General features: G+C 62.0%; 22 protein-coding genes and 1 tRNA gene. 9 read left to right on the top strand and 14 right to left on the bottom strand.

The genetic code is table 11. The features are described 5' to 3' along the window. Positions 1 to 158: 158 nt before the first annotated feature. Positions 159 to 827 carry a lysoplasmalogenase family protein gene (locus tag ACH2AT_RS05875; RefSeq protein WP_394964276.1) on the bottom strand — a complete coding sequence of 223 codons (669 nt, stop codon included), beginning with the start codon at positions 825 to 827 and terminating at the stop codon, positions 159 to 161. Between the two features lie 129 nt (positions 828 to 956). Further along, positions 957 to 1892, bottom strand: coding sequence for a helix-turn-helix domain-containing protein (locus tag ACH2AT_RS05880; RefSeq protein WP_394964278.1), 936 nt, complete (start codon positions 1890 to 1892; stop codon positions 957 to 959). 268 nt (positions 1893 to 2160) lie between these two features. On the opposite strand from ACH2AT_RS05880, the gene ACH2AT_RS05885 reads away from it, so the two are divergent. The 5 genes from ACH2AT_RS05885 to ACH2AT_RS05905 all read left to right on the top strand — a co-directional run bounded on the left by ACH2AT_RS05885 (position 2161) and on the right by ACH2AT_RS05905 (position 7347). Then, positions 2161 to 4317, top strand: a complete 2157-nt coding sequence (locus tag ACH2AT_RS05885; RefSeq protein WP_394964280.1) for an FAD-dependent oxidoreductase — start codon at positions 2161 to 2163, stop codon at positions 4315 to 4317. 94 nt (positions 4318 to 4411) lie between these two features. Beyond that, positions 4412 to 5506 carry an ABC transporter substrate-binding protein gene (locus tag ACH2AT_RS05890; RefSeq protein ID WP_394964282.1) on the top strand — a complete coding sequence of 365 codons (1095 nt, stop codon included), beginning with the start codon at positions 4412 to 4414 and terminating at the stop codon, positions 5504 to 5506. Positions 5507 to 5606: 100 nt separating this feature from the next. Beyond that, complete coding sequence (locus tag ACH2AT_RS05895; RefSeq protein WP_394964284.1) at positions 5607 to 6266, top strand: carbohydrate ABC transporter permease; 660 nt, start codon at positions 5607 to 5609, stop codon at positions 6264 to 6266. Further along, positions 6251 to 6496: a carbohydrate ABC transporter permease gene (locus tag ACH2AT_RS05900; protein ID WP_394964286.1), complete on the top strand. Its 246-nt coding sequence runs from the start codon at positions 6251 to 6253 to the stop codon at positions 6494 to 6496. Before ACH2AT_RS05895 ends, ACH2AT_RS05900 begins: the two co-directional genes overlap by 16 nt. Before the next feature lie 14 nt (positions 6497 to 6510). Beyond that, the gene (locus ACH2AT_RS05905) at positions 6511 to 7347 is read left to right on the top strand and encodes a carbohydrate ABC transporter permease (RefSeq protein ID WP_394964288.1); all 837 of its coding nucleotides are present in this window, start codon (positions 6511 to 6513) and stop codon (positions 7345 to 7347) included. A 78-nt stretch (positions 7348 to 7425) separates the two neighbouring features. Here the strand turns inward: ACH2AT_RS05905 and ACH2AT_RS05910 are convergent, their stop codons facing one another. The 4 genes from ACH2AT_RS05910 to bcp form a co-directional block, all read right to left on the bottom strand. Next, positions 7426 to 8691, bottom strand: coding sequence for an amidohydrolase family protein (locus tag ACH2AT_RS05910; RefSeq protein WP_394964290.1), 1266 nt, complete (start codon positions 8689 to 8691; stop codon positions 7426 to 7428). Positions 8692 to 8839: 148 nt separating this feature from the next. After that, complete coding sequence (yaaA, locus tag ACH2AT_RS05915) at positions 8840 to 9583, bottom strand: peroxide stress protein YaaA (RefSeq protein WP_394964292.1); 744 nt, start codon at positions 9581 to 9583, stop codon at positions 8840 to 8842. Beyond that, positions 9580 to 9960, bottom strand: coding sequence for a rhodanese-like domain-containing protein (locus ACH2AT_RS05920; protein WP_394964294.1), 381 nt, complete (start codon positions 9958 to 9960; stop codon positions 9580 to 9582). Before ACH2AT_RS05920 ends, yaaA begins: the two co-directional genes overlap by 4 nt. A gap of 3 nt (positions 9961 to 9963) precedes the next feature. Then, positions 9964 to 10428, bottom strand: a complete 465-nt coding sequence (gene bcp / locus ACH2AT_RS05925; RefSeq protein WP_394964296.1) for a thioredoxin-dependent thiol peroxidase — start codon at positions 10426 to 10428, stop codon at positions 9964 to 9966. Positions 10429 to 10579: 151 nt separating this feature from the next. Between bcp and ACH2AT_RS05930 the strand changes: the two genes are divergently transcribed. Further along, positions 10580 to 11110 (top strand): cob(I)yrinic acid a,c-diamide adenosyltransferase, encoded by a 531-nt coding sequence (locus tag ACH2AT_RS05930; RefSeq protein WP_394964298.1) that lies wholly within the window; start codon positions 10580 to 10582, stop codon positions 11108 to 11110. Positions 11111 to 11152: 42 nt separating this feature from the next. Here the strand turns inward: ACH2AT_RS05930 and ACH2AT_RS05935 are convergent, their stop codons facing one another. The 6 genes from ACH2AT_RS05935 to ACH2AT_RS05960 all read right to left on the bottom strand — a co-directional run bounded on the left by ACH2AT_RS05935 (position 11153) and on the right by ACH2AT_RS05960 (position 14989). Further along, entirely contained in the window at positions 11153 to 11626 is a 474-nt protein-coding gene (locus ACH2AT_RS05935) for a TspO/MBR family protein (protein WP_394964300.1), read from the bottom strand. Positions 11627 to 11682: 56 nt separating this feature from the next. Continuing rightward, the gene (locus tag ACH2AT_RS05940) at positions 11683 to 12030 is read right to left on the bottom strand and encodes a cyclophilin-like fold protein (RefSeq protein WP_394964302.1); all 348 of its coding nucleotides are present in this window, start codon (positions 12028 to 12030) and stop codon (positions 11683 to 11685) included. 191 nt (positions 12031 to 12221) lie between these two features. Then, complete coding sequence (locus ACH2AT_RS05945) at positions 12222 to 12764, bottom strand: flavodoxin family protein (RefSeq protein WP_394964304.1); 543 nt, start codon at positions 12762 to 12764, stop codon at positions 12222 to 12224. Between the two features lie 14 nt (positions 12765 to 12778). Continuing rightward, on the bottom strand, positions 12779 to 13528 hold the full coding sequence (locus ACH2AT_RS05950; protein WP_394964306.1) for a carboxymuconolactone decarboxylase family protein: 750 nt from the start codon (positions 13526 to 13528) through the stop codon (positions 12779 to 12781). A gap of 16 nt (positions 13529 to 13544) precedes the next feature. Continuing rightward, positions 13545 to 14708, bottom strand: coding sequence for an iron-containing alcohol dehydrogenase (locus tag ACH2AT_RS05955; RefSeq protein ID WP_394964308.1), 1164 nt, complete (start codon positions 14706 to 14708; stop codon positions 13545 to 13547). 2 nt (positions 14709 to 14710) lie between these two features. Then, a complete protein-coding gene (locus ACH2AT_RS05960) occupies positions 14711 to 14989 on the bottom strand; it encodes a hypothetical protein (RefSeq protein ID WP_394964310.1) in 279 nt (92 codons plus the stop codon). 147 nt (positions 14990 to 15136) lie between these two features. On the opposite strand from ACH2AT_RS05960, the gene ACH2AT_RS05965 reads away from it, so the two are divergent. After that, a complete protein-coding gene (locus ACH2AT_RS05965; RefSeq protein ID WP_394964311.1) occupies positions 15137 to 16018 on the top strand; it encodes a LysR family transcriptional regulator in 882 nt (293 codons plus the stop codon). A gap of 114 nt (positions 16019 to 16132) precedes the next feature. Here ACH2AT_RS05965 and ACH2AT_RS05970 read toward each other — a convergent pair whose 3' ends face one another. Beyond that, positions 16133 to 16831 carry an ATP-binding protein gene (locus ACH2AT_RS05970; protein WP_394964313.1) on the bottom strand — a complete coding sequence of 233 codons (699 nt, stop codon included), beginning with the start codon at positions 16829 to 16831 and terminating at the stop codon, positions 16133 to 16135. Positions 16832 to 16920: 89 nt separating this feature from the next. Between ACH2AT_RS05970 and ACH2AT_RS05975 the strand changes: the two genes are divergently transcribed. Both ACH2AT_RS05975 and ACH2AT_RS05980 read left to right on the top strand, forming a co-directional pair. Further along, positions 16921 to 17577, top strand: a complete 657-nt coding sequence (locus ACH2AT_RS05975; RefSeq protein WP_394964315.1) for a Crp/Fnr family transcriptional regulator — start codon at positions 16921 to 16923, stop codon at positions 17575 to 17577. Positions 17578 to 17925: 348 nt separating this feature from the next. Beyond that, positions 17926 to 18002 (top strand) — tRNA-Arg (locus tag ACH2AT_RS05980). Between the two features lie 223 nt (positions 18003 to 18225). Here ACH2AT_RS05980 and ACH2AT_RS05985 read toward each other — a convergent pair. After that, positions 18226 to 21162, bottom strand: coding sequence for a hypothetical protein (locus ACH2AT_RS05985; protein ID WP_394964317.1), 2937 nt, complete (start codon positions 21160 to 21162; stop codon positions 18226 to 18228). Positions 21163 to 21347: the final 185 nt, after the last annotated feature.

Raw genomic sequence — 21347 nt, forward strand, 5'->3', positions numbered from 1 at the left:
GTCCTCTTTTGTCTATGGCTAAAGCCGTTTTTATTCCACCAGCAGAGCTGGTGGTTTTTTTGCGCTTAAGCACTCAAAAAAGCAGCGTTCTTTGAAGCAAACCGCTCAAAGAACGCTGATGGGAACGGCAAAGAGCCATCCTCAAAACAGTCAACCGGTTAAAAACCCAGGCTGACGGCCACAAGGAACATGCCGTAATAATAGGTGGCCAGGTTGGCTGCATGCACCGCTGGGTGGGAGGTGCGGTAAAAATAGAGGAACAGGATCAGCAGGTCCGATACCCAGAAAAGAGCCGCGCCCGCCAGGACCAGATAGCACCACGGTTGGCCCAGTCCCGCCGCCAGCTGAACTCCCTTGCCCAGGAAGGCGGAAACAAAGGATGCATAGACCGCCGCCATGGGCAGCAGACGGCCGAAGCGCATCCCGGGCAGACGGCTCAGGGCCAGCACTCCCAGCGCGCCGGCCGCGGCCGCCGCGGGCACGAACCAGTTCGGCGGCTGCAGGCGGCAGAGCCCCCACACGAACAGGCCATGCCCTGCCAGAAAGCAGACGCCGCCCGCCACGAACCAGGGAAGCTTGCGGCGGCGGTTATAAACAGCCAGCAGCACGTCGCCCGCCACGCAGCAGCCGAGGGCGGGCGCAAGGTGCGCAAAAGCCTCCGGGCGGCTGCCCATCCGGGCCGACACCCCTGCCACCGCCACAAAAAGCAGGCTGCACAGGATCTTTTCCGCCAGATAGCTCTTGCGGGGCGAGCATGCCTTTCGGATGAGAAGGCACAGCGCGGCGGTATAAGCCAGCAGCATGGATACGGTCAGGGTGATGCTCACGGGGCGTTCCCCCTCCTTTTTTCCGTTGCGTTTCGTCCCGCACCGGGCGTTTTTTTAAGGATAGCACAAATCCCCGCCCGCTGTCTGCCCGGTCCCTCCGCCGATTTCTTGTATCTGCCATGCAGCCGGTCACCGTGCGCGGGGCGGCGGCTGCCGGGTCTCGATGTCCAGAAAGCGGCGGCGGTACTCGGAGGGCGGAATGCCCACGATGCGGGCAAACACCCGGGAAAAATAGTTCGGGTCGTTGAATCCGCAGGAACCGGCCACATCCGCCACCGGCAGCAGGCTGTAGCGCAGCATGCCTTTGGCCTGCTCCACCCGCACCTTGTTCACATAGGTGCTCACGTTCACCCCTGCGTGCCGCTTGAACAGGCGGCTGAGGTAGCTTTCGCTGCAATGGCAGAAGCGCGCAAGTTCCGGCAGGGAAACGTGCTGGGTGCAGTTGATGCGAACATACTCCACCGCGTGGGAGAAGATGGTGTCCTCGCTGGAATTCTGGTACTTCCGGGCCATGTTGGGGGCGGCATGGGTGTTGCTCAGAGCCTGGTAAGACTGGCCCAGATGCCCCGCCACCAGCTGCAGTTCCACCAGAAGGTCATCCACCGGTATGGTGGGCGTGGCGATGTTGGCAGCATACAGTTCCAGCGCACGCGCGGCCTCAAGCCCTTCGCTGCAGCGGCAGGAGTGCTCGATGCACCAATGGGTGCGCGCCTCGTTGGTCTGGAAAAAGCCGGCGTTCACCGTGCCCAGAAGCAGCTCGCCGGAGTACACCGGCACCACATACTCCCCCAGCCCCGCGTGGCAGACGCCGAAAAAAGGCTTTTTTGTGCGCAGGAGTTTGTCGTGCATCTTGCGTATCATGGAAAGGCAGACGTGGAAGCGCTCCGGCTCGCTTTTCATGTACAAACAAAACGGATTTGTGTGAGCAAGGAAGGGGTCCAGCGCCTCCGAAAGATCCTTGTTGATGTGGATAAAGCCGCCAAAGTCCTTCACGCAGATTTGCACGTTGTATTTATCCCGGATGAACTGCAGGTAATCGCCCACGCTCTGGTAAGGATTCGCCATATCGCTGCCTCCTTTTTGCTCTTGTTCGCTGCATTCAGTGTATCCCATCCCGGACTTTCCGTCAACAACTTAGTGCAGAATAATCCAGAAATAAAGCAAAACAATCATGGCGAACGGCCGTTTTTGCTGTTAGAATGGAGACAAATCAAACAAAAAGTTTCTTCATTTCATCATTTTTTTATATTTTATAAAAAAATTTCCGTTTCCCTCCATGGGTTTATTTCCATCAAAGTGGAATAATCTGCTCTCAATAGAGGTGTGTCAAAACATGAAAGAGCTGTACACCGATCTGGCCGTGGTGGGCGGCGGCCCCGCCGGCGTTTGCGCGGCCCTGGAAGGCGCGCGCCTTGGCCTTGCCACCGTCCTCGTCCAGAACCGGCCCGTCCTGGGCGGCAACTCCAGCAGCGAAGTCCGGGTGTGGACCCGGGGCGCAGTGGGCGCGGGCAATCTGTTCAGCGAAGAGATGGGCGTTCTCGGCACACTGAAGATGCGCAACCTCTACTCAAACCCCGACGGCAACCCTCTGTTCTGGGATGACGTGCTGCTGGACGCGGTGACCAGCCAACCGGGCCTGACCCTTCTTTTGAACACCGACATCACCGAAGTCGAGGTGCAGGACCGCGAGCTGAAATGGGTGCAGGGCAGCCAGCAGGCCAGCGAGCGCACCTGGCGGATCCACGCGAAAATGTTCATCGACGCCACCGGCGACGGGTCGGTGGCCGCAAAGGCGGGGGTGCCCTACTGGATCGGCGAACATCTGTTCCGCAAGGACGCCGCGCCCGAACCCGCTGCCCTGCTGGGCAGTTCCATCCTTTATTATGTGAAGAAGGAAGACCACCCCGTGACCTTTGTGCCTCCCTCCTACGCCTATGGGCTGGAAGAGGTGGAGACTCTTCTGGGCCGGGGCGGGCGCATCGTTTCCGAGACCCAGAGCGGCAGCGACTGCTGGTGGTTCGAGTACGGCGGGCTGCGCAACACCATCGCCGACGCCCAGGACATTGCCTTCGAGCTGCGGCGCATCGTGATGGGCATCTGGAACTACATAAAAAACAGCGGGCTCTTCGACGCCGCCTGCTATACGCTGGAATGGGTGGGCAGCCTGCCCGGAAAGCGGGAGTCCCGCCGGATGGACGCGGCCTACCTGCTCAGCCAGGAGGACGTGCTGCGGCACACCGATTTTGCCGACGGCGGCTTTTACGGCGGATGGTACATGGATTTTCACCCCGCCGAGGGCATCGGCAGCGACGAGGACAACTGCGTCCAGATCCCGGTGAACATCTACGCGGTACCGCTTCGCTGCCTGTACCACGCCGACTTCCCCAATCTGCTGTTCGCGGGCCGGAACATCGGCACCCGGCGGGAGGCATTCGTCTCCACCCGTGTGATGAACACCTGCGCGCTGTCCGGTCAGGCGGCCGCGGCACTGGCCTGGGGCTGCCTGCGGTGGCAGAAAAGCCCCGCCGGTCTGGCGCCGGCCCAGGTGGCGGACATCCGCCAGACATTGCTGCGGGAGGACATGTTCCTGCCGGGGCTTGCGAACGAGGACCCGGAGGACCTGGCCCGGGACGCGGCGGTGACCGCCAGCTCCCGCTACCAGCCCAACGAGGGGCCCGCCGCCGGCTGGTTTTCTCTGGAGCAGGGCGGCTTCATCGCCTGCCCCTGCCCGGATGAGCCCCGCGGACGGTTCCTGGTCCGGGCCGAGGCTCCCGGCGAGCTGCGGGCAGACTGGCATTTCTGCCCGCTGCCCAACCGCCTGTGCCCCGGCCAGCCGGCGGGCAAACAGGTCTGGCAGCTGACCGCCGGGGAGAACTGGCTCACCGCCCTCTTTCCTTCCCAGGCGCAGGGGCAGTATGGTATGCTTGTATTCGACCCGGCTCCCGGCGTCTCGCTGGGGCTGGCAGAAACAAGAGCGCCGGGTGTCCTGTGCGGCAAGGCGGACTCCCCGGAATACCATGACCCGCTTTTCCTTCCCGACACAAACCGCTTTTATGCTCCGGAAAACGTGATCGACGGGTGCAGCCGCATCTGGCGGCAGCCCCACCTGTGGTGCTCGGCCCCGGAGACAGCCCCCTGGCTGGAGCTACGCTGGGACGCTCCCCGCACCTTCGACACCATCCTTTTGTATCTTGACCCGGAACTTTCCATGGAGATCCCCAGCAGCCGCACCGACCACTGGGAGGATCACCACAAATTCGCCGCCCGTCGGGGCATGCCGCCCCAGCTGATGCGGGACGTGAGCGTACAGGTGCTGACGGAGGACGGCTGGCAGACGGCGGCCCGCTGCACCGGAAACTGGCGGCGGCTGCTGGAGCTTTCCACCGGCAAGGCCGTGACGGCCGCGGCGCTTCGCCTGGTCTGTGAAAAGACCTGGGGCGATGAGCGGGCGCATCTGTTTGAGGTGCGCGTATACAGGCAACACCGGTGAGCACGGGCGGGGACGCCCGCACCGCAGGAGCACCGGTTTGACAGGGCCCATACAATCCATCCGAACATCAAATACAGGACAAAGGAGAATCACAATGAAACTGCAAAAATGGTTGGCGCTGAGCCTCAGCGCGCTCATGACTGCTTCCCTTCTGGCCGGCTGCGGCGGCACTCCCGCTTCCACCGGCGGTTCTACTCCCGCCTCCGCCGGGTCCGGCAGCTCCGAAGCCACCGAGCCGGTGAACATCGTCTGGGCCGGCTGGTCCGGCGAGGAGGAGGCCTCCAAGGACATCTTCCAGCGCATGCGCACCACCTACGAAGAGGCCAGCGGCAACACCGTGACCTGGGTGGGCTGGACCTGGGCGGACACCGCCCAGCAGCTGCTGATCCGCAACCAGGGCTCCGAGCAGCTTGACCTGGCCCAGGTGGACATCGGCATCTTCAACACCGTGGCTCAGGCGGGCGTTCTGGCCGACTGGAACGAGATCCTCGGCGAGGATTACCTGAAGGCTAACTTCCCCCAGTCCGCCCTGGATGTGGGCAACGTGGACGGCAAACAGCTGACTCTGCCTTGGAGCATGGCCTCCATCACCATGGTCTACAACCCCGAGATCCTGGCCCGCGCCGGCTGGGACACCGTGCCCACCACCATGGAGGAGTTTGAGCAGTGTCTGGCCGACGTGGCCGCGCTGGGCGAGGGCATCGTTCCCTACGGCGTGTCCACCAAGGACGCCACCTGCGCCGGTGACTTCATGCCCTGGCTGTGGACCTTTGGCGGCGCCATCTACGGCGAGGACGGCTCTGTGACCATCAACAGCGAAGCCGCCGTGGAGTGCGTCAAGCGGTACCAGGACATGCTGGTCATCTTTGAAAAGAGCGAGTACAAAGAGCAGGCCGCCGACCTGGCCCTGACCCTGGTGAGCGACGAAGTGGCCATGGACTACTTCACCAACAACGGCATGCCCCCTGTGACCACCAGCGCCTCTGAAAAGGAAGAGGTCAAGAGCGACGCTTACCTGAACGGCTTCATCCAGTCCACCGCCACCGCCCGCCCGGAGGAGACCGCCCGCATGACCAATGCCAACGAAGTCAAGAGCGTCATCACCGAGGAGCTGCAGTACGCCCTGCTGGGCCAGAAGACCGCCGAGCAGGCCGTGGCCGATATGGAGAGCCGCCTGAACGCTCTGTGACCCCTCTGCGCCTGCGCAAATCCCTTGCCGGGCACATTCGACCTGAACGGGGCCGCCCCGCGCAACGCGGGACGGTCCCGTCCCCAAAGGAGGCTTTTCCGTGAAAGGTATCAAAAACGGCGGCCGTCTCACCGACCGCCAGGTGGGCTTCTTGCTGGTAGTGCCCGGTCTTGCGGTGTTCGCCGCCATCATCCTGTATCCCTTTGTGGATGCGGTGCTCATGTCTTTCACCGACCGGTCGCTGCTCTACCCGGACTATGACTGGGTGGGGCTGGCGAACTACATCAAGGTGTTCAAGGACCCCTATTTTGTCTCCACCCTCGCCACCACCGCTCTCTTCGTGGTGCTGGCGACGGTCATCCCCTTCGTGCTGGGCTTCATCTGGGCCATCCTGCTCAACCAGGGCTTCAAGGGAAGCGAACTGCTGCGGGGCCTGACGCTGGTGAACTGGATCATCCCCGGCATCGCCATCGGCTTTTTGTGGAGCTGGATCTTCAACGGCCAGTACGGCGTGCTCAACGCCCTTCTGACAAATCTGGGCATTCTGGACAAAGGAGTCGCCTGGATGGGCCAGACCCAGACCGCGCTGATCTGTGTGGTCATCGCCCGCACCTGGCAGATGCTGCCCTGGTACATGGCCTTTCTGCTGGGCGGTCTGCAGGGCGTTTCCAGGGACCAGATCGAGGCCGCCCGCATTGACGGGGCCGCAACTGGCAGACCTTCACCCACGTGGTGCTGCCCCAGATGCGCTCCATCGTGACGCTGGTGCTGATTCTGGGCACCATCGGCAACCTGCAGCACTTCGACCTGCCCTGGACCATGACCGAGGGCGGCCTCGCCCGTGCCACCACCACCCTGTCCATCGAGGTGTACACCACCGCGTTCAAGAACTGGGACATGGGCAAAGCCGCCACCGTGGGCGCCATCTGGGCGCTGCTGCTCGCCTGCTTCAGCTTTGTCTACCTGCGGCAGGTCAACGAATCTGACTGAAAGGGGGTGAGGGAATGAAAATGTTTCAGAAGACCATCGGCTTTCGCATCTTTTTCTGGGTGTTCCTGCTGGCCATCGGCGCGTTCGTATTTCTCCCCCTTCTGTGGATGATCAACACCGCGCTGAAGCCCAGCTCCGACACCTTTACCCTCACCTTTTTCACCGGGCCCAAAACGCTGGAGAACATTTTGAACATCGTGCGCGACCCCACCATCATGCGCTATCTGCGCAACAGCCTGGTGGTGTCCTTCGGAAGCAGCTTCATGGCCACCATCGTGTGCGCCTTCGCGGGCTACAGCTTCTCCAAGTTCCGCTACCGGGGCCGCAAGTTCATCATGGGCATGTTCATGATGAGTCAGGCGTTCCCCCAGGCCATCCTGCTGCTTTCCATCTACGTACTGATGCAGCGCACCGGCCTGCTGGGCAGCTATTGGGCGCTGCTCATCAGCTATGTGGTGTTCACCCTGCCGGTGGGCACCTGGACACTGAAAAGCTACTTTGACCAGCTGCCCGACGCGCTGATCGAGAGCGCCAAGATCGACGGCGCCGGCCACGGGCGCATCATGTTCCAGATCATCTTCCCCATGGCGGTGCCCGGAATGATCTCCATCGCCATCTACGGTTTCGTATGGAGCTGGAACGATCTGCTCTACTCCATGACCCTCGTCACCGACACCGCCAGCCGAACCCTGGTGCCCGGTCTGGTGATGACCTTCCTGGGCGAGGCCTCCACAAACTGGAGCGCCATGATGAGCACTTCGCTGGTGGCGGCGGTGCCCGTTACCATCATCTTCGTGTTCCTGCAGCGGTACTTCATCCAGGGCCTCACCTCCGGCGCGGTCAAGGGTTGAGCCGTTCGGAGAAACCCGAAACATCAAAAGAGCGGCGTCCGCGCGGACGCCGTTCTTTTTTTGCACAAGATCTTCGTCTCAAAACAGCCGCCGGCCGGCCACATACTTGGCCGAAGGCAGCCCGTCGGAAAGCCAGGCCACCCGCTCCAGCCGCTCGGTGAGGGTACACTCGCGGGTGGTGGGCAGGGCGCTGTCGTCCATGACAATGGCGTCGAACTCGTAATCCGGCTCGAAGCTGCCCACCTTGCCGAAGAACTCGCCGCCGCCCTTGGTGGCCAGATACAGCGCCTCGGGCAGGGTGAGGGCGGGCAGACTGTCGTCCACCAGCCGCCAGCGCAGCTTGGAGCACTGGATGGCGTCGGTCATGGCGCGGAAGATGGAAAGATGCGCGCCGCCGGCCACGTCGCTGCCCAGGCCCGCCTTCTGGCCCTCCTTCAGCCAGGTGCGCACCGGGGCGATGCCGGAGGACACGTTCATGTTGGACTGGGGGCAGTGGGCCAAAAACACGCCCCGTTCCTTCATCAGAGCCCGCTCCTCCTCGCTGCTCCAGATGCAGTGGGCCATCACCGTGCGGCACTCGCCCCCGAACAGCCCCGGCCGGCTGTAAGCCTCGCCGTAGAACCGGGCCCAGGGGCGCAGCTGCCCCACCCATTCGATCTCGGAGAGATTCTCCGAAAGATGGGACTGCATTGCCGCGCCGAACTGGCGCTGCAATTCGCCCAGGCCGTTCATCAGTTCTTCGGTGCAGCTGGGGATAAAGCGGGGCGTGATGACCGGCCGCACGGCGGAAAAGGCGGCGCTTTCCTCCAGCCAGCGTCGGGTCTCGGCCAGGGAGTCTTCGGCGGTCTCCCGCAGGTAATCCGGGCAGTTGGAGTCCATGTTCAGCTTGCCCACAAAGCCCCGCAGGCCCGCCTTTTCCAGCAGTTCCATCAAAAGCAGGGTAGCCGGCCGGTGCACCGTGGCAAAGATGCACGCCCGGGTGGTGGCGCTGCGGGTCAGCTCATCGGTAAAAATCCGGTAGGTCGCCTGGGCATATTCCGGCAAAGAAAAACGGGCCTCCTCGGGGAAGGCGTTCTCCTCCAACCAGTCCAGCAGTTCCATGTCCATGCCCAGCCCCCGGTAGGCGTACTGGCTGGCGTGAACGTGCAGGTCCGCCAGGCCGGGCAGGATGATCTTGTCACCGTGGTCGTGGACGAGGATGCCCGCGTACCGCTCGGGCAGCGTCTCAAAAACGCCCGCCACCAGCCCGTTTTCGCAAACGAGATACTGCTGCGGCCGCACTTCCAGCCGGCCGCAGACCGGCGTAAAAATAACATTGCCCTTCAGGGCGAAGGTTCGTTCCATTGCGTTCTCCTTGGTTTTTGCGTGATGCCGGCGGGATGCCGGCCGCTGTTTATTGTACGGGAAAAGGAGGGAAAAGGCAAGGTCTTTCCGGCTTATCCCACGCAAAAGGAAGCGCTCCCGGCTGCCCGGAAGCGCTTTTGTTCCGAATTTATTCGCCGCGCAGGAACACCAGCGTGTTTTCCCCGGAGCGGCAGGGCGAAAAGCGGTAACCCAGCCGGTCAAACCCCTGCAGGTCCTCCGGGCGGGCGGCGCCGGTCTCGGTCATGAAGCGCACCATCTCGCCCCGGGCCATTTTGCAAAAGGTGCCCTTTTCCACCACCTTCCCCTCCTGTTCCTCGCCAAAGACGCACCGCACCAGCGGCACTGAAGAAGGCAGATGCTTTTCCACCGCGGCGCTGTATTCCTTCGAGGCCAGGTCCAGCACCCAGTCTGCGCCGTCCGCCAGCGCCGCCGCGAGGTCCGCGCCCCAGAACGCATAGAGGTCTTTCACGCCGTCCACCGAAAGCTTTGCCTGCATCTCCAGCCGGTAGGGCCGCACCCCGTCGAAAGGACGCAGCAGTCCGTAAAAGCCGGAGAGGATGCGCAGATGCTCCTGCAGGTAGTCAAACTCCCGGTCGGTGAACACGTCCGGCGCCATGTAACGGTACTGGATGCCCTCATAGCTCAGGATGGCCGGCGTGAGGTTTCGTCGCAGGTCCATTCTTTCCAGCCGGCGCAGATTTTCCTCCGCGATGGAATCGTTGCATTTCCACAGGCTTTTCAGCCGGTCATAGGGCATGGCCCGCAGCGCCGCCAGCAGCCGCCCGGTTTTTTCCAGAAAGGCCGGCAGGTCCCGCCAGGGCAGGCCGTCGTCGGCCTTCATCTTCTTGGCCGGCGAGATGATGATCTTCATTCGGCCGTCACCTCATAGGGCCAGGTCATGATGCCGCCGAACTCATACACATTGGTATAGCCCAGCTTCGCCAGCTTGGCCGCCGCCTGCTTGCTGCGGTTGCCGCTGCGGCAGTAGACCAGCACCTCGGCGTCCTTTTCGCCGATGGCCCCGGCGGCGCTCTCCTCGTCGATGGTGCCCAGAGGCAGCAGCACCGCGCCGGGAATGTGGCCGCCGTCGAACTCGTCCTGTTCACGCACGTCCAGCACCACTACGCCGCCGGCGTCCATCCGCTCTTTGGCTTCCTGCTGGGTGATCTGCCGGTAGCCCTCGCCGCCCGCGCCGCAGCCGGTGAGCAGCAGCAGCGGGGCAAGCAGGGCGGAAAACATCTTCTTCATGGCTCACTTTTCTCCTTTCAGCATCGCCAGCACATCGGCGGCGTTTGTATCCGGCTTGACCTTGGGCATCACTGCAGTGACCATGCCTTCCTCGTCGATGAGGAAGGTGGTGCGCACCACGCCCATGCTCACTTTGCCGTAGAGCTTCTTTTCCTGCCAGACGCCGTAGGCCTGGATGGCTTCCAGCTGCGGGTCGCTGAGCAGCGTGAAGGGAAGGCCGTATTTATCGGCGAACTTGCGGTGCGAGGCAACGGAGTCCTTGCTGACGCCCAGCACCACCGCGCCCTCGGCTTTGATTTCGCTCAGCGAGCCCGCAAAGGCGCAGGCCTGCCGGGTGCAGCCGGGGGTGCTGTCCTTCGGATAAAAATAGAGCACCACCTTTTTGCCCAAAAAGTCCGAAAGGCTCACCGGGCGGCCGTCCTGGTCCTGCAGGGTGAATTCCGGCGCTTTCATGCCGACTTCCAACATATTCCCCAACTCCCTTCTGTTTTCTTTATTATAGCACAAAACCGGCCGGCCACCGTGATATCGTCACCGGAAACAGGCTTGGCGGAACGGACGGTTGCGGTTATAATAAAGAAAAAAGCAACGGCGCCCCGGCGCCGAAAAGGAGAAACGAATGAACAAGCTTTCTGTGGGAAAGGTGCAGGTGTACACCGGCAACGGCAAAGGCAAGACCACCGCCGCCCTCGGCCTCGTGCTGCGGGCCGCCGGCGCGCGGATGCGGGTCTATTTTGGCCAGTTCATGAAAACCGGCAACACCAGCGAGGCGCGGGCGCTGCGGGAATTTTTGAGCGGCGCGGTGACGATGGAGCAGTACGGCAGCGGCGAAGAGCTCTCCGGCCCGGACCGGGAGCGGGACACCGCCTGCGCCCGGGCGGGCTATGAGAAGGCCCGGGCGGCTCTTGGCAGCGGGGAGTACGACCTGGTGGTGCTGGATGAGATTCTGGTGGCGGAGCATCTGGGCCTGCTGGTTGTGGAGGACCTGCTGCGGCTGATGGACGAGCGGCCGGAGCGCACCGAGCTGGTGTTCACCGGGCGCTGGGCCGCCGAAGCGGTATGCCAGCGGGCGGACCTGGTCACCGAAATGGGCGAGATAAAGCACTATTTCCACGCCGGAGTGCCCGCCCGCACCGGCATCGAGATGTAAGAAAAAGGATGGGCCCCTTGAGGGGTCCATCCTTTTTTTGTTTCAGTTCAGCAGCCACACGCCGGCGTTCAGATACCCTGCAAAAGCCACCCACACAAGATAAGGCAGCTGCAGCCGCGCCGCGAGGCTTTCGACGCGGTAAAAAACCAGCACCATGGCCGCAATGAGCGCCCACATCACAAACAGCCAAATCAGTGCGAAGCCGAACCACTGGAGGTTGAAGAAAATGATGCTCCAGAAAAAGTTGAAGGCCAGCTGCCCGGCGAACAGCCACAGGCCCAGCCGCCGGTCATCGTAAGGCGGAGCCATCCAGATGCGGGCGGCGCTGACGCCCATCAGGGCATAAAGGACAGCCCAGACGATGGGAAAGACGATAGCCGGCGGCGAGAGCGGCGGCTGGACGATGCTTTCGGTATAAAGCTTCGTGCCCTCCCGGGTGAGCCAGCCGGACAAGCCGCCCACCGCTTCGGCCAGCAAGATCCAGGCCGCGTAGTTCTTCCAGGGAAATTTTTTCATTGTATCACCCTCTGGTAGGGTATGCAGCAAAGGGTGCGGCTATGCGCCGTTGCACCTCAGGGCCACAGCGAGAGGGTGAAGGAGATCTCGCTGCCGGACAGGGCCGTTTCGAGTCCTTCAGCATCGGTGATACGGGCCAGTTTTGTGTAGGACCAGGTGTTGCTGCCGTAGAACAGCACGACGGAATCGCCCCGGTACAGCATCACATCCCCCTGAGCCGCCGTGATGCGGGTGTCGTTTTGGGGCAGAGCCTCGGGCAGCTCGCCCACCTTTTCAAAGCCGCCGTAGTTTTCCGCCTCGAGGGTCACGGGTCCCTCTTCCAGCAGCGCCGCCAGCGCCCGGGCGGAGGGATTATCTTCCAGAACGGCGGCGAGGATGTTATCGCCCACCTGAATGTACAGCAACGTTTCTTCCTCCTTTTCGCCGTCCGGCGCGCTCTCCGGGCATGAGCCATCCACAATGGGAGCGGGCGGTGGAGCGGACAAGGCGCTCCGCGGGGCCGCGGGCACCTCCCCTGCTCCGCAGCCTGCCAGAGCCAGGGTCAGGACCAGCGCCAGCGCTGCCCGCCGCAAACACCGTGGCTGTGCCCGCCGGTTCACAGCGTCCGGCCCGCTTCCAGGGCGCGCTGCATCGCTTCGCCGCCGCGCACTTCGCCGGGGGCAGTGACGCCGCCGCCGAACACCACGCCCGCCAGCTTTGCTTTTTCAAAGCACTCCACCCAGCCGCCAAGCCCCTCGGCCGCCCGCTGCCACACCTCGTCGCCCTCCTCGGCGGCGCAGGCCAGCAGCCACACCTCCCGGAAGGCATAGTCGGCGGAATAGAGGGGGTTGGCCCGGTCCAGCAGGGTCTTCATCTGGCCGCTCATCTCGTAGTAGTAGATGGGGGTGGCAAACGCCAGCACGTCGGCATGGAGCATCTTCTCCTGCACGATGGCGTCCGCGTCGTCGCGGAGGACGCACCGCCCAGTGGTCTGGCAGGCGAGGCAGCTCTTGCAGAATCGGATGTCTTTGTCCGCGAGCGAGACAAAGTCCACCTCGTGGCCAGCCTCCCGTGCGCCCCGGGCGAACTGCCGCGCCAGCAGGTCGGAGTTGGAATCCTTGCGCAGGCTGGTGGAAATGACAAGTACTCGTTTGCTCATGGTGGTTTCTCCTTTTATTTCAGGGCTTCATACTGCGCGTCGCTCACCGGCTCGCACCACTCGTTGTTCGTCTCCTCGCCGGGCACCTCCAGCGCCAGGTGGGAAAACCAGCTGTCCGCCGCGGCGCCGTGCCAGTGCTTCACTTCGGCGGGGATGTTCACCACGTCGCCGGGGCGCAGCGCCCGGGCGGGCTTGCCCTCCTCCTGGTACCAGCCGCGGCCGGCCACGCAGATCAAGATCTGGCCGCCGCCGCTCTTCGCGTGGTGGATGTGCCAGTTGTTGCGGCAGCCCGGTTCGAAGGTGACGTTGAACACCCCCACCTGGCTGGCGGAAAGGGGCGCAAGGTAGCTTTGGCCCACAAAGTATTGGGCGTAGGCGTCGTTGGGCGCGCCGATGGGGAACACCATCTCGCTCTGGTGGCGGGCCTTTTCATCGCCGCCCTCCTCGGCCCAGACGTCCTTCGCCATGCGGAAGGCCGCCCACGCCTTGGGCCAGCCGGCGTAGAACGCCGCGTGGGTGAGAATTTCGGCTATTTCGGCGCGGGTGATGCCGTTCTGCTTTGCGGTGGTGAGATGATAGCGGAAGGACTCATCCACCAGCCCCTGGGCCATCAGCGACACCACCGTGACCAGCGAGCGGTCCCGCAGGCTGAGGGCCTCTTCCCTGCTCCACACCTCGCCGAAGAGAACATCGTCGTTCAGGCGGGCGAACTCCGGGGCGAACCGGCCCAGAGAATCCCGGCCGGCCGTCTGTTTCACTGCCATGGTCGTTTCCTCCCTTTCACATACTTGCTTTCAGAATGTTCAGCACATCGCTTCTCGTAAGGGTACGGTAGCCGCCGCTCATCAGGAAGGTGCCGTCGGCGATGCCTTCCAGCATCTCCTCGGTGACGCCCAACTGACGGATATTCAGCGCCACGCCCAGTTCCTCCATCCAGCTCTCCATTGCCGCAAGGCCCGCTTCGGCCAGCCCCTCGGCGCTTTTGCCCGCCGGGTCAACGCCCCAGACATTCACCGCGAAGCGCCCGAATTTGGCAAGTCCGTCCGCCATGATATAGCGGTAGTAGGCCAGGGACACGGCGGAGAGTGTCATGCCGTGGGTGGCGTTGGTGTAGGCCCCGATGGACTGGCCGATCATGTGCACCTCCCAGTCGGTGGACTTGCCCATGGCCAGCAGAGTGTTCAGCGCCCAGGTAGCCGCCCACATGATGTTGCTGCGGGCCTCGTAGTTTTCCGGCTGGCGCAGCGCGATGCGGGAGCTGGCGATCAGCGAGCGCATCAGCCCCTCGGCGATATAGTCGGTGGTGTTGTCGTCTTCGCCGGAAAAGTACTGCTCGCAGATGTGGTTGAACGCGTCGTAGATGCCGGCCACCATCTGATTCATGGGCACGGTGTAGGTAAGGGTGGGGTCCAGGATGGAGAAACGGGGCATCACGTTGCTGCCGAACACATGGCCGATCTTGCGTTTCTGGCCGGGGTGGGTAATGACCGCGCCGCCGTTCATCTCGCTGCCGGTGCCCACCATGGTGAGCACACAGCCCACCGGGATGATGGGGTTCGCCACATCCTCCATGCGCAAAAAGTATTTGTCCCAGGGGTCCTCACACCAGGCGGAGACGGACACCGCCTTGGCGTAATCGCACACCGAGCCGCCGCCCACCGCCAGAATGAGATCCACGTTGTTGTCGCGGGCCACACGGCAGCCCTCATACAGCTTTTCCACCGTGGGGTTGGGCATGACTCCCGGCACCTCGAACACTTCCTTGCCGCAGGCTTTGAGGATGGCGGTGACCTTGTCATACAGGCCATTCTTTTTGATGGAACCGCCGCCGTAGGCCAGCAGCACCCGATCGCCGTATTCCTTCAGTTCGCCCGTCAGCTGTTCCAGCGCCGATTCACCGAAATGCAGCCGCGTGGGGTTGCAATAGGTGAAATTTCCCAGCATGTTCATTCCTCCCGTTTGTGTTGATTCTGTTTGATGCGGTAGACCAGATAGTCCAGGCAGTCGATTTTCTTCTCACACCGATGCACCTCGTCCAGCAGGGCCGCCCGGTGCCGCGCCAGAAGTTCCAGCAGGCGGCGGGAGTCCCGCACATCGGCCATCAGCGCGGCGGCCGCCTCCTCCGAGCAGCCCGCGTCCCGCAGGGCCTGGGCCAGTTCGGCGGCCTCCATGGCACAGCAGCCGCATGCCCAGGGCTTCTGCTCTTCCGGCTGCGAACGCTCCATTGGTTCCTCCTCCTCTGTCGTTTTTCTCTGCTTTCAGTGTAAACCCGGGGCAGTGAAATAGCAAATACTTATACTGCATCAAACCGCATGCCTTGCAAGCATCGTCCAGCCGCGGTATAATGGAAAAAACGGAAAGGATGCCGCCTCATGGAACTGCGTCTGCTGCGCTATTTTCTCACCGTTGCCCGGGAGGGCAGCATCACCAACGCGGCGAGCGCCCTGCACATCACCCAGCCCACCCTCTCCCGCCAGATGCAGGAGTTGGAAGAGGAGCTGGGCCAGCCGCTGCTGGTGCGGGGCAGCCGCAGCGTGTCGCTGACCGGCGAGGGGATGCTGCTGCGCAAGCGGGCGGAAGAAATCCTGGAACTGGTGGAAAAGGCTCAGCGGGAAGTCTCTCTGGGGGACGGCATGATCACCGGCGAGGTGAGCGTGGGCGCGGGGGAAACAATGGGGGTGCACTTTCTCACCCGGGCGGCGCAGGAGCTGCGCCGGCGGTATCCTGAGGTGCGCTTTCGGATCATCAGCGGCGACGGCATGGAGGTGTGCGAGCTGCTGGACAAGGGCCTCATCGACTTCGGGCTGGTGTTCGACCATGCGGACCGCTCGAAATACAACGCCCTGCCGGTGCCCTGGCGGGACGTTTGGGGCGTGCTGGTGCGCAAGGACCACCCGCTGGCCGAAAAAGAGGCGGTGACCCCCGCGGACCTCATCCGCCAGCCGCTGCTGGTCTCCCGGCAGGTGCTCAAAGGGCCGCTGCTGCCCGAGTGGTTCGGCGCGGGGCTGGACGCGCTGAACATCGCGGGCACCTACACTCTGGCCTTCAACGGCTCGCTGATGGTGGAGGACGGCATGGGCTGCGCTTTGTGCCTGGACCGCATCATCAGCCTCAGCGAGGACAGCCCGCTCTGCTTCCGCCCGCTGGAGCCCCGGCGGGAGGCGGGCATGCACATCATCTGGAAAAAGTATCAGGTCTTTTCCCGTGCGGCGGAAAAATATCTGGAGTTGCTGGAAGAAAATGGAAAAGAATAAAGAGGGAGGCCCGCCGGCCTCCCTTTTTCTTGTTCAAAGCGGTCCCACTCCCACGCCGTGGGCTTGCAGCCGCGCGGGCGCGGGCAGCCGGCGCGTTCTCCTTGCAAGGCCCGGTCAGTCCAGCACCCGGCCGTCCACCGAGAGGGTCACCACCTGCCAGGGAATGAATTTTCCGCTGGCCTGCAGGGCCTTTTTCACCGCCAGTTCCAGCCCGCCGCAACAGGGCACCTCCATGCGCACCACGGTGACGCTCTGGATGTCGTTCCCCGCCAGGATGCGGGTCAGCTTTTCGCTGTAGTCCACGCCGTCCAGCTTGGGGCAGCCGATGAGGGTGATCCTGCCCCGCATGAAGTCCCGGTGCATGGACGCATAGGCATAGGCGGCGCAGTCCGCCGCCACCAGCAGCTTCGCCCCGTCGAACCAGGGGGCGTTCACCGGGGCCAGTTTGATCTGGCAGGGCCATTGGCCCAGCTGGGACTGCTCCGGCCCGGCCGGAGCGTCAGGGACGGCGGCCTCCTGCCGGTGCATCTGCCGGGCCCGGGCGCCGGGGCAGCCGCCAGAGGCGGGCATACCCTTGGCCTTGCGGTTGGCTTCCACCGCTTTCTCGTCATAAGCGGCGGCCTCCCGCTCCACAAAGGTGATGGCCCCGGTGGGGCAGGCGGGCAGGCAGTCGCCCAGGCCATCGCAGTAGTCGTCCCGCAGGAGGCGGGCCTTGCCGTCCACCATGCCGATGGCGCCCTCGTGGCAGGCGCTGGCGCAGGCGCCGCAGCCGTTGCATTTTTCCTGGTCGATGTGGATGATCTTTCGGATCATGGTGCAAAACCTCCTTGTTTTTATGCTTTGAGTATAGTACGATCATCCTTGCAAGTATGTGGTTTTGACCACGAAATGGAGGGCTTTGGATGGAAATTTTTTCCCTTGCGCTGTTCCGGGGCATTCCGCCCGAAGAGTGCGGCGCGATGATGACGCCGGGCTGTGTGCGCACCGTGGATTTTGAAAAGGGAGCGGTGCTTTTTCATACCGGGGACGTGACCGGGGAGTTCGGGGTGCTGCTTTCGGGCGAGGTGCATGTGGAGAGCGGCGACCTGTGGGGCAATCGGGTCATTCTGCACAGCATCCCCGCCGGGCACGCCTTTGCCGAGACCTATGCGCTGTGCGGCGTGCCCATGATGGCGGACGTTACCGCCGCACAGCCCAGCCGCGTGCTGTTCATCCGGCTGGCCGCCCTGCTGAGCGAGGCGAACAGCGCTCAGCCATGGTACCCCAAACTGCTGCGCAACCTGACGCTGCTCTTTGCAAGGAAAAATCTGGCCTGGTCCGGGCGGATGCTCTGCCTTTCCGCCAAAGGCATCCGCAGCCGGGTGATGATGTATCTCTCGGCGCAGGCCGCGCAGGCGGGTTCCACCGAGTTTTCCATCCCCTTTGACCGCCAGCAGCTGGCGGACTATCTGAACGTGGAGCGCAGCGCCCTTTCCAAAGAGCTGGGCCGAATGCAGAAAGAGGGCATTCTGACCTTCCGCAAAAATCATTTTCATCTGCACCGCACCATCGAGCGGTAAAAAAGGTTTTCATGGCGTTTTCGCCGTTTTGTGTAAATCAAATCATCAAAGGCCGCCGGGCCGTTCGGCAGCCGCGGGCTGCAGGTGCAAACCATGCAGCGGCGGTCAGCTTTTGACGGCAAACGGCCGCCGGAAGGCCCAGCGGGTAAAAGGGGCCGCGGCGAACATATTCCGGAAAAAAGCCAGGGGGAAGTGTTTCAGCACGATGCCCGCCCAGGCGGCGGGCAGCTGAAACACAGGCGTGCCGCCCATCGACCCGAAAAAGCGCGGGTTTGCGGTTTTATACAAGAAAACACGCATATAATTGCCATTCTTGTCATCCAAAAGCAATAAAATATACTAAGTCCTGCGGTTGTAGCTCAGTTGGATAGAGTGATTGGCTACGAACCAATAGGTCGGGGGTTCGAGCCCCTCCAACCGCACCAGTGCCGGAGCAAAGCGTGCTTTGCTCCGGCACTTTTTTGTTTTCTGCGGCAAGGGCACGAGCGCGCCGCAAGCCCTGCCTCCCGCCGCCAGGAAGGCCCCCGGGAAGTTGTTCCCCGGGGGCCTCTGCCTTTTCCGCAAAGAAGCCGGGCGGTGCGCCCCTCTCAGGGGGACGCACCGCCCGGCTTGATCGCTCGAAGTTTTCAGGGGCTGCGCAAAGCAGCATCAATACTGCTCACGAGGCTGTTCGTCCTCATCCTGGGCGCTGTTACGGCCCAGCAGGAACAGCGCCGCCTGCACCAGGGCGATCACCGCCATGATCAGAGTCCACTTGTCGATCATGACCATGGGCAGGGTCATGTCCTCGGTCACGAAGAAGGCGACCAGCGCAACGACCGCGGGGACGATGCCCAGCAGATGCGCCATACCGGTCTTGCGCGCAAAGCGCAGCGCCAGCATAACGAGGCCGGCCACAACGGTGAGCGCCATCAGGATCAGGTTGAGCAGAGCCCAGCTGCCTTCATCGGGAGCGCCCGCCTGCGCGGTCTCTTCGTCCTCGATGGTCTCGGTCTTATCCTCTTCCTTGCCGGCATCGGTTTCAGGAGAGGCCTGAGGGGTCTCCTCCTCTTCGATGGTCTCGGCATCTTCAGGCTCCTCTTCCTCCTCATCCGGAGTCACCGGGGCAACAGGCACCGGGGTGGGTGCAGGAGTGGGAACCGGGGTGGGAACCGGGGTGGGAGTGGGAGTGGGAGTGGGATTCGGGCCGGGATCGGGATTGGGATCCGGATCGGGATCCGGAGTCACAGGCACCGCATTGATGGTCAGAATGCCAGATTCAAGGGTGATTTTATAGTTGTCATTGACGAGGTTCTCGACATCACCAATTTTTTCAATGATCTGCAGACCACCATCGATATTGATCTTCAGCTGGCCAACAACGTTCTCTTTTCCATTCTCCCAGGTATAGAACACGTTTTCGATGACATGCCCATCGAGAAGGCCTTCTTTCTCTCCGGTGTTGGTGATCGTGTAACTAAACTCAGGAAGTGCATCGCCCACATATTTGCTGGAATCGTTCACCTTCAGGGTAATAGGCCGTTTGGTGACCTCCAGAGTATATTTGTCGGGCGCCACATAAGGAGCATAACCATCCATGGTGAAGCGAATCGTGAGGTTCTCCAGCTTATCCACGTTGGTCAGAGTGGGATTGCCCACGACCCAGTTGCCATTGCCATCCTGGTATTCGATCTTGTAGCCATCCTCCGTTGTGCCAGCAGGATAGGTGATGCTCAGGGTTTTCGCAGTGCCGTCGTAGACATCCTTGAAATCATCGACCACAGGTTTCATGGCATCAGGCAGAGCTTTGTGTAGCACGATGATGCCGTCCACATGCCATTCCAGCTTGTTCGTGGTATCATCGGTCCAGGCCGCCTTGGCTACGTCCCAACCCTCAAAGGTGTAGGTGTTAGGCACGCCAGCAGTTGTACTAAACGCATAGGTTACGCCATCTACGGTGATTTCGCCAAATTCCTCTGCCTTCGGCGCAGTCAGCACCTTGTCCAGGTTGCTGCTGTCCAGCTTGATGGGGGTGTTGGCATAATCCCACACGGGCGCGCCGAAGGCCACGGAGCCAGTGCCCACGAAGGTGTAGTCAGAGGCCTCGGTCTTGCCCTCTTCATGGATGTAGAACTTGGCGTCGAAGACCGTCTTGGGGGTAGCGGACACAGCCATGTTGACCACATAGGAGTCATCGCCAGCGGCGATCTCAATATCAGCGCCGCTGTTCCAGATGCCACGGGTCAGAGTGAAGGTGTAGCATTCCTCCGCGGAATCGTAGTTCAGGAGCTTGTTGATGACCTCACCGTTCTTTTTAGTCAGGGTGAGAGACACGGGCGCTTCGTAATTTTCATCCACCACGATCTTAAAGTGGGTGGCACGCACCTGGCCGCCCCAGCCGAAGTCGAAATCCAGGGGGATGGGCTGATTCAGAACCGCCTGGGTATAATCGCGATCATCATAGTCCTTGTAGTAGACCGTGACGCCGGTCAACTCAGTGGGCACGGTGGCCATGTCCGTCCGCTGGCGGGTCTTGTAGTCGCTGATCACCAGATCAGACTGAATGTTGGTGAAGGCGAGTTCATACTTGTAGCCGCCGACCAGGCCCTTGTAAGTGACGGCAACTTTGGTGCCGTCGGGCAGCTCAGTGGTGAAAGGCAGGTCCTCTTCCAGGTTCAGAGGCAGATTCAGAGGAGTTCCATTCACAGCCAGGGTAATCATGGGTTCGGTCATGGACTCGTTCAGAGTCACGGTGATGTTGCCGCCCTTCTCAACGCGCTGCGGCAGCGAAGGAGAAAAATCATTGCTATTCAGGGTCGCGTCGTTCACCTTCACCTCACAAGTGTTATTCAGAGGTTCGGTCTTAATGGTGATGTCGACCGGCGAACTCTGCTCGCCCGAAAAAACGAACACATAGTCATATCCGTTCTGCCGGGCAGTCGCATAATCGTTCTTAAAGTCTCTCGGGACTTCGGCAATTGCCAGCGGAGTGATCTCTCCAGCGCCAGCCGTCAATCCCGTTACGGTGTAACCTTCTTTGACATCCACAAAGAAGACGATCTTGCTGCTGATCAGCATCTGTTTCGTGACGCTGGGCCCGTTCATCACCGTGAAATCAGTGTGCTCTATCCACAGTATCCACGGCGTGTGATGCGCATACGCAATGCTGTTGATCCCTTGGTTGCCGTCATCCGTGAACTGGAAAGTCACATCACCATAGCCCCTCTGCGCGGGCGCATTGCTCATCACCGCAGGCACAGAAGCCGCCAAAAGGGCAGTCTGCTGCGAAGACAGCTCTTCTTCTTCCACTGCGGGCTCGCTGTCATCCACGACAGGCTCGCTGTCATCCACAACAGGCTCGCTGTCATCCACAACAGGCTCGCTGTCATCCACAACAGGCTCGCTGTCATCCGCAACGGGCTCGGTGCCGTCCGCAATGGGCTCGGTGCCGTCCGCAACGGGCTCCTCGTCCACAGCGGCCATCACAGCGCTGCTCGCAGGGGCTTCATCGCCCGCGAACGCACTGGCCGGGGCCAGCGTGAAGATCAGCCCAAGCGCGAGCATCAGGCTGACAAGCCGCCGCGCCGCTCCTGACTTTTTCTTCATGTGTATCCTCCTTTTTTCCACGCTCCCTTTGGCAGGCGCGTTGAAAGATGTGAAAGCTGCTTTTTTCAAAAGCGAAGCTGGCGGGTGCTCCCGCTGTGTATCTATCATACCCCCCGTCACAAATTGGTCACAAAAAAATCCCGCGCAGATGCGCGGGACGCAAAAAATGCAAATTTTCAGGAAAA

This window comes from Candidatus Allofournierella excrementigallinarum (assembly GCF_944388085.1).
Lineage (GTDB): Bacteria > Bacillota > Clostridia > Oscillospirales > Ruminococcaceae > Allofournierella_A > Allofournierella_A excrementigallinarum.